Annotated in this window: 10 protein-coding genes; 8 read left to right on the forward strand and 2 right to left on the reverse strand. The window is 58.4% G+C overall.

The window, feature by feature from the left end; genetic code table 11:
• Positions 1–59: 59 nt before the first annotated feature.
• The 6 genes from mgtE to JOE56_RS06160 all read left to right on the forward strand — a co-directional run bounded on the left by mgtE (position 60) and on the right by JOE56_RS06160 (position 6,434).
• A complete protein-coding gene (gene mgtE / locus JOE56_RS06135) occupies positions 60–1,424 on the forward strand; it encodes a magnesium transporter (protein WP_204515283.1) in 1,365 nt (454 codons plus the stop codon).
• Positions 1,425–1,442: 18 nt separating this feature from the next.
• Positions 1,443–2,483: a beta-eliminating lyase-related protein gene (locus tag JOE56_RS06140; RefSeq protein WP_204515284.1), complete on the forward strand. Its 1,041-nt coding sequence runs from the start codon at positions 1,443–1,445 to the stop codon at positions 2,481–2,483.
• A gap of 139 nt (positions 2,484–2,622) precedes the next feature.
• Positions 2,623–3,039 (forward strand): hypothetical protein, encoded by a 417-nt coding sequence (locus JOE56_RS06145; RefSeq protein ID WP_204515285.1) that lies wholly within the window; start codon positions 2,623–2,625, stop codon positions 3,037–3,039.
• A 240-nt stretch (positions 3,040–3,279) separates the two neighbouring features.
• A complete protein-coding gene (locus tag JOE56_RS06150; RefSeq protein WP_204515286.1) occupies positions 3,280–4,752 on the forward strand; it encodes an MFS transporter in 1,473 nt (490 codons plus the stop codon).
• A 21-nt stretch (positions 4,753–4,773) separates the two neighbouring features.
• On the forward strand, positions 4,774–5,394 hold the full coding sequence (locus JOE56_RS06155; RefSeq protein WP_204515287.1) for a universal stress protein: 621 nt from the start codon (positions 4,774–4,776) through the stop codon (positions 5,392–5,394).
• Positions 5,395–5,489: 95 nt separating this feature from the next.
• Positions 5,490–6,434 carry an acyl-CoA thioesterase gene (locus tag JOE56_RS06160; protein WP_204515288.1) on the forward strand — a complete coding sequence of 315 codons (945 nt, stop codon included), beginning with the start codon at positions 5,490–5,492 and terminating at the stop codon, positions 6,432–6,434.
• Positions 6,435–6,518: 84 nt separating this feature from the next.
• On the opposite strand, the gene JOE56_RS06165 is transcribed toward JOE56_RS06160, so the two are convergent.
• Both JOE56_RS06165 and JOE56_RS06170 read right to left on the reverse strand, forming a co-directional pair.
• Positions 6,519–8,000: an MDR family MFS transporter gene (locus JOE56_RS06165; RefSeq protein ID WP_204516081.1), complete on the reverse strand. Its 1,482-nt coding sequence runs from the start codon at positions 7,998–8,000 to the stop codon at positions 6,519–6,521.
• Positions 8,001–8,248: 248 nt separating this feature from the next.
• Positions 8,249–8,869, reverse strand: a complete 621-nt coding sequence (locus JOE56_RS06170; protein ID WP_239530384.1) for a TetR/AcrR family transcriptional regulator — start codon at positions 8,867–8,869, stop codon at positions 8,249–8,251.
• A 210-nt stretch (positions 8,870–9,079) separates the two neighbouring features.
• On the opposite strand from JOE56_RS06170, the gene JOE56_RS06175 reads away from it, so the two are divergent.
• Both JOE56_RS06175 and JOE56_RS06180 read left to right on the forward strand, forming a co-directional pair.
• On the forward strand, positions 9,080–10,723 hold the full coding sequence (locus JOE56_RS06175; RefSeq protein ID WP_204515290.1) for an MDR family MFS transporter: 1,644 nt from the start codon (positions 9,080–9,082) through the stop codon (positions 10,721–10,723).
• 287 nt (positions 10,724–11,010) lie between these two features.
• A complete protein-coding gene (locus JOE56_RS06180) occupies positions 11,011–11,607 on the forward strand; it encodes a TetR/AcrR family transcriptional regulator (protein WP_204515291.1) in 597 nt (198 codons plus the stop codon).
• Positions 11,608–11,614: the final 7 nt, after the last annotated feature.

Consider the following 11,614-nt stretch of genomic DNA (forward strand, 5'->3'; position numbering starts at 1 on the left):
CCACTCCCACCCACTCAACCGACCCCTAAAATGAATGTGGTCCAGTGGGAGGAGCCAACATGACTGTTAATGTGCACGACGCAATTGAGCAGCTCGAAGACGAACTCGCCAGTTCGCATCTGGATTCGGCGCACCTGGATGTCATCAACAGTCTGGCCAAACAGATTCCCACTCACGAACTCACGCGCCTTGTCAGCAACCGCCCCATCGTCCAGTCCGCGGTCCTGTTCCGGGTGCTCAAGAAGGACGAAGCCCTCACGGTCTTCGAAAACCTCCCACCCAGCTACCAAGCTGACTTAATCCAGGCGCTCCGTGGCCCCGACGTCACCGAAATCATCGAAGGCCTAGACCCCGACGACCGCGCCGAACTCTTCGGCGAACTCCCTGCCATCGTCGTGAAGTCCATGATGAAGGGTCTCTCGCACGACGAACGCACCAAAACCTCGATCGTGCTGGGCTACCCACGTGACGCGATCGGCCGCTACATGTCGCCGGAAGTCCTGTCACTTCACGAAGATTGGGACGCTCGCCGCGCCTTAGAGGTTGTGCGGGAACGCATTTATGAACCAGAAACCGTGTACCTCCTACCCGTCCTCGCCCGAGGTCGCACCCTGGTTGGCGTCGTGTCCCTCCGTACGTTGGTGGGGGCTTCACCTGATACACCCGTCACCGAGCTGATGCGTGAACCGTCGTCTGTTGAAGCCATGACCGACCGTGAAGATGCAGCGCGTAGTTTCTTGGATCAGCGGCTCATTGCGATGCCCGTGGTTGACGCTGAAAACCGCCTCTTGGGCATCCTCACTATGGACGACGCCCTGGACATTATTGACGAAGAAGACGCCGAGGACGCCGCCCGCGGATCCGGTTCGGAACCTCTGGACCGTTCCTACATGTCCTCGAGCATCATGAAGATCGTCAAGAGCCGCATTGTGTGGCTGTTGGTGTTGGCCGTTTCAGCCGTTCTGACGGTGCAGGTGCTTGACCTGTATGAAGATCGCCTGGCTCAAGTCGTGGCTCTGGCCCTGTTCATCCCGCTGCTCACGGGTACCGGTGGTAACGCTGGCAACCAGGCGGCAACCACGGTGACGCGCGCGCTTGCCGTTGGTGAGGTGCGTGTGCGTGACTTGATGATGGTGATGTGGCGTGAGGTTCGCGTGGGCGCCTCTCTGGGGTTGGTGCTGGGAAGTCTGGGCTTCCTGATCTCTGGTCTCATTTACGGGTTCCAGCTGGGTTCCGTCATTGGACTCACCCTGTTGTGTATCTGCACGATGGCCGCGTCCGTGGGCGGGCTCATGCCCATCTTGGCGAAAAAAGTAGGCGCCGACCCTGCCGTTTTCTCCAACCCGTTCATTTCGACATTTTGTGACGCAACGGGCCTCATCATTTACTTCACGATCGCTACTGTAATTTTGGGCCTGCACTGACCCCATCAGGAGGAAACCGTGAAACAACTACACAACAGCGAACTCGTTCACTTTGGGTCAGACAACTATGCGGGAGCGCACCCCGAGGTGCTCGATGCCTTGAGTGTCGCCTCGGGCGGGCATGTGCCTGGGTACGGCGAAGACCCGTACACGGAACGTTTGCGCGAGTGGGCCCGCGAAACCTTTGGAGCCGACGCCCTGATTTTCCCCGTATTTAACGGCACGGGCGCCAATGTCGTTTCCCTCGCCGCGCTCAACCCCAGGTGGGGGCACGTGATCGCGGCCCCCTCGGCGCACATCAACACTGATGAAACCGCGGCCCCGGAGACTTCGATCGGCATCAAGGTCAAGCCGGCGCCTGCCATTGACGGCAAGCTCACCCCCGAGGCCGTCACCGGCGCACTGTCTAGCCGGAATTTCGTGCATGAGGCTCAAACGACCTCGGTCAGCGTGTCCAACTCCACTGAGTTGGGCACCGTCTACCAGGTGGAGGAGTTCCGGGCCATCGCCGAGGTGGCCCACACGTCGGGCTTGTCGGTCCACCTTGACGGCGCGCGGCTTGCGTGCGCGGCGGCCGCCACGGGGGCGGGGTTGGAAGAATTGACCCGTGGCGCTGACGTCATTTCTTTGGGTGCGACGAAGAACGGCGCGTTTGGCGCGGAGGCGGTCGTGGTGCGCAATCCCGAGGCGGTTTCTGGGATTCAGTATCTGAATAAGTCGCTGTTGCAGTTGCCGTCGAAGGCTCGGTTTATTTCAGCGCAGTTGCTGGCCCTGTTCGATGGTGATTTGTGGTTGCGCAACGCCGAGCACGCGAATGCGCAGGCGGCGAAGTTGGCGAAGGGTCTCATTGAGGCCGGTTTCAGTGTGCCGGTGAAGACGCAAGCGAACGCGGTGATTGCCAGCGTTGAGCCTGACGTGGTGGAGCGTGTGCTGTCGCAGGGCGTGATTTTTTATGCCTGGCCGTTTGTGGAAAACGGGATTCGCCTCATGACTGCGTGGGACACCCCGGACTCTGCAATTGATGAGCTGATCAGCACATTTGTTGCCGCACGGGGTTAGAGGCCAGGGCCCGCAAGGGGTTCAGTAGCGGATTGCGTAGCGGATGGTGTGAAAAACTGTGTCAGTGCCACGTGTTTAGATCCCACATGTATAGGTGATGGCCTTTAACCCGAAGGCCACGGACTTGATTGGAGTCACCATGCCCGCACAGAAGAATCAGCCAGTTCACCAGTCCACACCCATGTTTCACAGCTTCGAAGCTTGGGAAGAGCAGCCTCTTGAGAACAAGTGGGTCTACACGTTTGACACACGAAACTTCTACCCGCTCAAGAGCGCGTCACAGATCATGGACTTGATCCAGGGTCTGCAACACGACGAATTCCTGACCATTGAGAATGTCCAAGACCCATCGCGCTTCACCCAATGCAAGCGTCAGGACAGCGGATTCATGGCCGAAGCAGCCATGCCCCACCAGCTCACCGGCTTTGGAGACAGCCCTGAACGTCTAGTTGTTTCCATGGCCACGTGCTACCAGATCATGTCCCATTACGTGACGTCTAACGGGAGCGCACCGGCGTTTGATTCGCTTTACACGTTCCCCATTGACACGTACTAGCCAAAAGGTGGGTTGTAGCGACCAGCCTCACCGGGAGTGACTGGTCGCTACAACCCATCTGGCTGGCATTAGTTGGGTGCTTTGATTGAGTCCCTAACTCGAATGTGTGACTTATCACGTTTGTGTTGAGTTTTACGTGCTATATCTAGAAATTACTTCGTCGCGCCAGTAACCCCAGTCACATGACGCGACGAACACAACCGAACACTCCCATCTGAGAAGTCAGCAGAAGGTGATCGCATGTCGACAGCGCAGTCAGCGACCGACAAGCCAATCAAGACCAGCATCCCCATCCGCATGCACGATATGCCGTGGTCACGGTTCCACTGGATGGTCATCGTCGGCTTGGGTACCGCATGGATTCTTGACGGCGTTGAAGTCCAGATTGTTGCAGCCGGAGGTTTCGAGTCCTCGCTCAACATGACCACGTTGCAGGTCACATTCGCTGCGACCATCTACCTGCTTGGCCAGGTCACGGGAGCGCTTCTGTTTGGGCGACTCACCGACACGCTGGGTCGCAAGAAAATGTTCGTACTCACGCTGTTCTTGTACCTAATCGCATCACTGATCTGTGCGGCTTCCCCAGCACCGTGGTTCTTCTATATTTTCCGGTTCATCGCCGGTATGGGAATCGGCGGTGAGTACTCCGCTGTGAACTCCGCGATCGACGAACTGATCCCCGGCAAACAACGCGGACGCGTTGACCTCGCGATTAACGGAACGTATTGGTTGGGTGCGGGTATTGGCGCTGCGGTCAGTAGCGTGTTCCTCAACGAGGGGTACTTCGACCAAAACATTGGTTGGCGTCTCGCGTTCCTTGTGGGCCCAATCCTGGGTCTGGGAATCATTTACCTGCGCCGTCACATTCCGGAAAGCCCGCGCTGGTTGGCCAAGCACGGTCGTGAAGAAGAGGGCGAAAGGATCGTGCAAGCCATTGAGCAGGAGGTCAAAGACTCCGGCCGTGAACTCCCCCAGCGCACTAAGGACGACTACATTTGGCTTCGTCGCACTGAGGGCCTGAACTTCAAGCAACTCATCTGGGTGTTCTTCAAGCTCTACCCCACGCGCACAGTGTTGGGTGCAACCCTGATGATCACGCAGAGCTTCCTCTACAACGCCATCTTCTTCACGTACTCGTTGGTTCTGCAGAACTTCTATGACCTGGAGGCGGCGGAGGCCGCACTGTACTTCTTCCCGTTCGCGCTTGGTAACCTGCTGGGCCCCGTACTGCTTGGCCCACTCTTTGACACGGTGGGTCGCAGGAAGATGATCGCCGGGTGCTACAGCATCTCCGGCGTGGTATTGGCAGTCTCGTCACTCATGTTCGTCAACGACATGCTTAACCCGCTGACCCACACATTGTTCTGGTGTATATCGTTCTTCTTCGCATCCGCCGGCGCTTCAGCGGGATACCTGACAGTGTCTGAAATCTTCCCTCAGGAAGTCCGCGGACAAGCGATCTCATACTTCTTCTCGATCGCCCAGATCGCTGGCTCGTTGGGACCCGTCTTATTTGGTGTCCTTATTGGTGACGGAACCTCGCGCGAACCCATGATGTGGGGATACCTGCTGGCAACCGGTGTCATGCTCATTGGTGCCGCAGTCGCCGCCGTGTGGGGAGTCGACGCAGAAGGTAAGTCGCTCGAAGAAATCGCGCCACCACTGATCGAATTCGACGATGATGGTAACGAGATCTCACACCTGCCCAAATAAGTTTCATGAAAGGGTAAAGCTATGACCACCGACCCACGCTCACAAAACATGCAGAACCAGGCAGAGAAGACCTCGGAACCACCTGCCACGGGAGTCACCGAAGAGTCCCGCGAATACGTGGTGGTTGTGGGGGTGTCAGACACGTCGAATTCACCCACAGCACTGGCGTGGGCCATGGATATGGTCCGCGCCCGAGGTGGTCGACTGATCGCGGTGCGCGCATCTACCGCTGGGGGCGGGTTCAATGCGTACGCCTCGGCGCCGGCTACCGGCCGCAGGCCCTTGGAACCGGAAGTGGCGAAGCTGAAGGCCGATGTGATTTCGGTTCTTGGCGCGGAAGCCGTCGAAGGCCCTGATTCTGTGGTTGACGTGCACGTTTTCCGTGGTGAAACGTCACGGGTGCTGCGCAACGTGAGTAAAAACGCCAGCCTGCTGGTGCTCGATGCGCCACGCAACCCCGTCACCCAGCCACTGTTGGCGCCGCGGGTGGTGTACAACGTGGACTGCCCTGTGGTGATGATGCCACCTACCATTTCTGGCGACCGCCCCAGTCGCTGGATGCGGGCGTTTGACTCGATGGGTCGGGCGATTGCACGAGGCACTGGCACCGCGGGCCGTCCCGGATTGGGTGGACACCTCTAGGTCGCCGTCCCGAACTAGGTGGGCACCTCTAGGAACGGGCGCTCCTCGTGGCACAATAGTCGGAACTTCCGTATCCACAGTCAGAGGATTCCCCTATGCACGACCGCATCACTCTCCGGTTTCTTGCGGCCCCCACAGATGAAACAAAAGACGGCTTAAGCATTCAGGCGGGACGAGTTCTCGAGTGGATCGACAAGGCGGGATTCGCGTGTGCGGCCGGGTACAGCGGACGCTATTGCGTCACTGCGTACGTGGGTAATGTTCACTTCTCACAGCCCATCCGCCCTGGTGAGTTAGTGGAAGCGTCTGCGCGGATCATCTACACGGGACGCACCAGCATGCACGTGTTGGTCACGGTGGAATCGGCGAACCCGCGCACGGGCGAGTTTGCGTTGGCAACGCACTGCCTTCTGGTGTTCGTGGCCATGGACGACAACCGCAAGCCAGTCGAGATCCCTAAGTGGCGCCCGCGCACACGTGAAGACGAAGAGCTGTCAAAGGATGCGTTGGAACGGATCGAAGCGCGCAAAGCGATTCACGACGTTACGCTCGCCCAAACCTTCAGTAATGAAGGCACGACACCGGAGCTGACGTTGCGGTTCTTGGCGAACCCGTCGGACGTGAACTGGGGCGGTAATGCGCACGGTGGCATTGTCATGCGTTGGCTGACCGAATGCGCGCAGGCACTGTCCACCAGTTTTGTTGGGCAACCCACCGTGTGCGTGTATACCGGTGGTGTGCATTTCCACGGCCCCGTTCACATTGGTGATGTCGTGGAAGTCGACGGGCGAATCATCCACACCGGGCCTCATTCGGTACACATTTCGCTGCGCGTGCGTTCTGCGAACCCCCGCGATATGAAGTTCCGGCTGACCACCCGTTGCACCATGATTTTTGTTCACATCAACGAACACAGAAAAGCGTCCGAGGTGCCCCAGCTGGAACTCAGAAGCGAAGAGGACCGGCTACTGGATGCTCACGCCCTGGATCTGATTGCGCGCCGCGAGCGCCTCCCTCGCCTGCCACTCCCCAGGCGGTGACCCCCGCCGAGGTGGTCCGCGGGGCGCAGAGGTGGGGCACCTGGGTGTCTGACACCTCGGGACACTGCCCGGAGAATTACACGGCTACTCGTCCGCGATGACGGCGCGGTTTTGCGGTTCGTCTTCTTCGGGCTTGCGCACAAAGATGGAAAGCACCACGGCGACCATCGCGATGATCATGGCGAGGCGGAAGGCCGAATGTGCTCCCGGTTCGCCAGCTTGGACCACGGTCAGACCGGCGGTGGCACCCGAGTTGAGTGAGGCCGAGTAAATGCCGATGAGCAACGCGGTTCCTGCCGCACCGGCCACTTGTTGCAACGTGTTGAGCACTGCTGATCCGTGCGAGTACAAGTGGCGTTGCAATGAGCCCAGAGAAGCCGAAAACAGTGGGGTGAAGGATCCGGCCAGGCCAAGGGCCATGACGATCTGCGTGGATACGATCCACCACACGGGGGTTTGCGAGCCCACGGTCGAGTATGAAAACAGTGCGGCGGCAACGAAGATAGTGCCGGGGATCAGTAGGACCTTGGGGCCTCGGGCGTCGTAGATGCGTCCCATGAGTGGGCCCAGTAGGCCCATCAGGATTGAACCTGGAAGCATCACCAGGCCGGACTGGGTTGCTTTCAGCCCCACGACTGACTGCAGGTATAGGGGTAGGAGTGAGAACGTTCCGAACATGGACAGCGCGATGATGGCCATGATGGCTACGGAGACCACGAAGTTGCTGGACAAGAACACGCGTAGGTCCAAAAGCGCGCCGTCGCGTTTTTGCAGGGACAGTTGTCGCAAAATAAACAGCACCAAGATCAGGAGGCTGGCGCCAAGAATCGTCCACGTTCCAAGTGGTGAGGAAAGGAAGCTACCCAACTCTCCCCCGCTGGAGCTGCCGGGGGCAGATTCGGGTGGGGTCACCTCGGCGGCGGAACCTCCCTTTGCGAACTGGTTGAGAGCAAACACGATCCCGCCAAACGCGAACGCGGACAACACCACGGAGAGCACGTCAATGGGCGCGGTGGTGGTTTCACCCAGGTTGGCGAGCCAGCGCCAGCCCAGGATGAGCGCGACGATCGCGATGGGCAGGATGATGCCAAAAAGCCAGCGCCAGCCCAGGGTGTCCAGCACGATGCCCGACATGGTGGGGCCGATTGCGGGGGCGAGTGAGATGACCATGCCTACTCGGCCCATCATGCGTCCGCGCTGGTGAGAGGGCACGACTTCCATCATGGTGGTCATGAGGAGGGGCATCATGATGCCGGTGCCGGAGGCTTGGATGACGCGGCCGGCCAGCAGAGGGACGAAGCCGTGGGACACCATGCACACGGCGGTTCCCAGACCGAATAGGCTGGCGGCGGCCAGGAACACTTGGCGGGTGGTGAAGCGTTGGATGAGGAACCCGGTGGTTGGGATCACCACTGCCATGGTGAGCATGAATCCGCTGGTGAGCCACTGGCCTTGTTCAGGTGGGATGCCCAGGGTTTTGTTCAGGGTGGGAATGGCGATCGCCATGGTGGTTTCGTTGAGGATTGACACGAAAGCGGCGACGAGAAGCAGCCAGATAGCGCGCATTCCGGCAGGGTCGATCGCATCGTTGTGTTGGTTGGGTTGACTGCGGTTGGTGGAATGGTTGCGGTCAGGGCCGGGTGAGTTGTTGCGACGACGCGATAGCACAAACAAACTCTACGCCACTGGCGGGCTAGGTTGCTTGGTGACGCTCAACACGCGCCGAACACGCACCTAAAAAGATCCAGCCCACTCCCAACGAATGTCGGGGTGGGCTGAACGATTGCATTAAGTATAGCCCCGCCCGCACTCACCTACGCACGTGAAAACGCAAGCAACCCGTCCGCCCGGTAGGCGTTGATCCGTGCGAGCGCTTCGAACAAGTCGATGTCATGTCGCATGGACAGAGCAAAAGCAGCGCGGACAGTTGCAAACATGTCGTATATGGCAACGGTCGCCAAGTCATGTGCAACATCCTGGTCAAAGTCGGCTTCCAAACGCCCAGCCAGGGTTTCAATCAGTGACCGCTGCACATCGTTGTGGTAGTTGATTGACATTTGTGCCAGTTGCGGTTCGCGCCGCATCACCTTGCGTTTGAGTGTGCGGATAGATCGGTCTGGAGTTGCGGATTCAAGGTACGCCCGTTGCACTACTGCCAAGGATTCGGCAACGTCTTCGTCTGCCGGGCGGCCCTGCAGAACTTTGACAAGTGCCACGTCCGAGGCGGGCTCGGCTCCCAGTACCACGGCCTCTTTACTGCCCCAATAGTTGAAGAGGGTGCGGGCGGACACACCTGCGCGTTCAGCGATCTGTTCAACCGTGACGTTGCTCAACCCGTGTGCGCTGACCAGTTCGAGTGCCGCACGGTGCATGGCGTCGCGGGACTCACGTTTCCGTTTCTCGCGTAGACCCTGGGGTTGTTCTTGAGTGTCCATGTTGTTCCTCGCACTCATGCTAGACAAGCACCTGTTCATGCGTGGCATTCGCTCCCCGGCTCAGTGGCGAACTCAGCCGAACGGTCGCGCAGAAGCAAGCGTTTCGTTCGTCACAATTTTGGGTGCTACTACTTCACTTTTCAACCACGCAGGCATAAACTCAATCCGTCACAAACTTTCAGAGACTGCAAGTTTTTCAGGACGGAGTTCATGGCCGAACGTTCCCACGCACCGCAAACCAACGAACGTACCCAAAGTGCAACGAGTCGCACCCGCATTGAGCTTCCTGACGAGACCACTGCCCCCGACACTGCTGTCCGTGGCTCCACCCAAACCCCGCGCGAGTTCACGGGGCTTGACCGCCAAGGCAAACTCGTCATCGCAGGGCTCATGTTGGGGATGTTCGTGGCTGCGATTTCCCAAACCATCGTGGGGCCCGCGTTGCCAAGGATCGTCGCTGAGCTCGGTGGCATGGAGCACTACTCGTGGATCGCTACCGCCGCAATGCTGATGTCAGCGGTGACCGTGCCCATCGTGGGAAAACTGTCAGACATGTACGGGCGCAAAACCTTCTACATCGGCGGTCTGGTGGTGTTCATGCTGGGAGCAGCGCTTGCAGGAATGGCCACCAATTTTTGGTTCCTCGTGTTCGCTCGCGCCCTCCAGGGCGCGGGGATGGGAACCCTCATGCCGCTGAGCCAAACGATCATCGGCGACATCATCCCACCTCGGCAGCGGGGCAAATACCAGGGACTGATGGGGGCGACGTTTGGGATCGCCTCGGTCGCGGGGCCCCTCTTGGGTGGCTGGGTGACAGACACGCTGGGGTGGCGCTACTTGTTCTACCTGGCGTTGCCCATTGGGGTCGTGGCCCTGCTGTTTCTGGCAAAGTTCATGCACGTGCCTCAGCAGCGGTCACAGGGCAAACTAGACTACCTGGGCATCATCACCCTGACGCCGGGGCTGGTGATTGGGTTGCTGGCGATCTCGTGGGGTGGAAACACGTACGAGTGGACCTCACCGGTGATTCTTGGCATGGGTGCCGTGGCCGTTGTGTTGCTGGCAGCGTTCGTGTGGGTTGAGACCCGGGTGGAAAACCCGCTGATTCCGTTGCGCATGCTGCGGAGTTCTACCGTGTCGTTGTCGATTCTGGCATCGTTCTTTATTGCGGTGGCCATGTTTGGGGCGATCATTTACATCCCGGTTTATGCGCAGGGTGTGTTGAGTGTTTCGGCTACGCAGTCGGGGGCGATTCTGATTCCGCTGAACGTGGCCATGATTGTGACGTCGATTCTGATGGGCGTCGTCATTACCAAGACTGGCAATTACAAAGTGATTTTGATTGCCGGCGCCATGATGCTGTTGGGCGGGTACGTGCTGTTGTCGATGCTGACGTGGCAGTCGAACCTGTGGGATCTCACGCTTGCGATGACGGTTGTGGGGATGGGCTTGGGCATGTCCATGCAGACGTACACCCTGGTGGTGCAGAACGCGGTTGATCGCGCTGAGCTTGGGGTGGCAACTGCGGCGGTGCAGTTCTTCCGCAACGTTGGGTCAACGATTGGGATTGCGGTGTTGGGGTCGATTATGAGTTCGGCGATGGTGCCCAAGATTCAGGAGCACCTGCCTGCAGGGGCCAAGGGGATGGGCGGTGCCATGGGTGCGGACTCAGGGGTGGGTTCGGCTTTGGATCCGGCAAAACTTGAGTCCTTGCCAGGGCCAATTGTCGATGCCATTCACCAAGGCATGGGTGAGGCCATGCACTTGGTGTTCGTCAGTGGCGTGCCTTTTGTTGTGGCCGCCCTTGTGCTGGCGTTGTTCGTCAAGCAGCTGACTCTACGGACAACCCACTGAGGGGGTTTGCTTCTTCTCTACTCAACTTAACCAAAAATCGTGGCAACGAATTCATCACGCTCGGTTGCTCACCAGTTTGTGGTTGGTTTGGTCCTGAATACTACATTTCGCCCAGTTAGTCGTCTTGTTGGCTTAGTACTGGTAACAGTCATTGAAGACGATCACGTTGGGGTAGAAACGTTACTGTTTATGTGACGCTCTTTTCTGTGGAGTGACCCTTCGGGACTAGGCGGGTGGCTACTCAGTACGGTTGATAGTTAACAGTTGGCAAAGTAGAGGACGTGGCCATGGCGGAGCAACGCAGTAAGCGTAGGATTGACGCGGTACGCAACCGAGCACGTCTGATTGATGCGGCAGGTTTCTTGTTTCGTGATCATGAGAACGCAACAATGCCTGAAATCGCAAAACGCGCCGAGCTGTCCGTGGCAACTGCATACCGATTCTTTCCGAGCTTAGATGACCTACGTACAGAGTATCTACGTCTTGTGATCGTGGAGCTCGCAGAGTACAGCCAAAGCTGTAGCTCAGTAGGCAAAGACCTCTTTGCCGATGTGCTTGGGGAGTGGCTACGTATGCAAAGTACGTATGGGGACGCAATTATCCGTCTGCGTTCCCGCGAAGGGTACCTGAGTCGCCTTCATGCAGGAGATCCGGTTATCACTACTGTCCGTTCTGCATGGGAGCGTCCAATATCGCACCTTCTTGACGCATTGAAGTTGAATTCCATCGACCTTGAGGATGCGCTATACCTACACAACATCATGTTTGACCCGCGAGAGCTTCGCGACCTGCGTATGCAACGTAAGTGGTCAAACCAGGAAATCGCAACGCGTCTTTCGCATTCCTACTGTGCGCTTCTTCGGTCGTGGACTAGCAATGATTAAGCCGAGA

Origin of the sequence: Brevibacterium paucivorans, from assembly GCF_016907735.1 — a bacterium.
In the GTDB taxonomy this organism is placed as follows: Bacteria; Actinomycetota; Actinomycetes; order Actinomycetales; family Brevibacteriaceae; genus Brevibacterium; species Brevibacterium paucivorans.

Coding starts and splice junctions, on each gene's coding strand:
- mgtE (WP_204515283.1), top strand. CDS start 60: ATGACTGTTAATGTGCACGACGCAATTGAGCAGCTCGAAGACGAACTC.
- JOE56_RS06145 (WP_204515285.1), top strand. CDS start 2,623: ATGCCCGCACAGAAGAATCAGCCAGTTCACCAGTCCACACCCATGTTT.
- JOE56_RS06150 (WP_204515286.1), top strand. CDS start 3,280: ATGTCGACAGCGCAGTCAGCGACCGACAAGCCAATCAAGACCAGCATC.
- JOE56_RS06155 (WP_204515287.1), top strand. CDS start 4,774: ATGACCACCGACCCACGCTCACAAAACATGCAGAACCAGGCAGAGAAG.
- JOE56_RS06160 (WP_204515288.1), top strand. CDS start 5,490: ATGCACGACCGCATCACTCTCCGGTTTCTTGCGGCCCCCACAGATGAA.
- JOE56_RS06165 (WP_204516081.1), bottom strand. CDS start 8,000: ATGCGCGCTATCTGGCTGCTTCTCGTCGCCGCTTTCGTGTCAATCCTC.
- JOE56_RS06170 (WP_239530384.1), bottom strand. CDS start 8,869: ATGGACACTCAAGAACAACCCCAGGGTCTACGCGAGAAACGGAAACGT.
- JOE56_RS06175 (WP_204515290.1), top strand. CDS start 9,080: ATGGCCGAACGTTCCCACGCACCGCAAACCAACGAACGTACCCAAAGT.
- JOE56_RS06180 (WP_204515291.1), top strand. CDS start 11,011: ATGGCGGAGCAACGCAGTAAGCGTAGGATTGACGCGGTACGCAACCGA.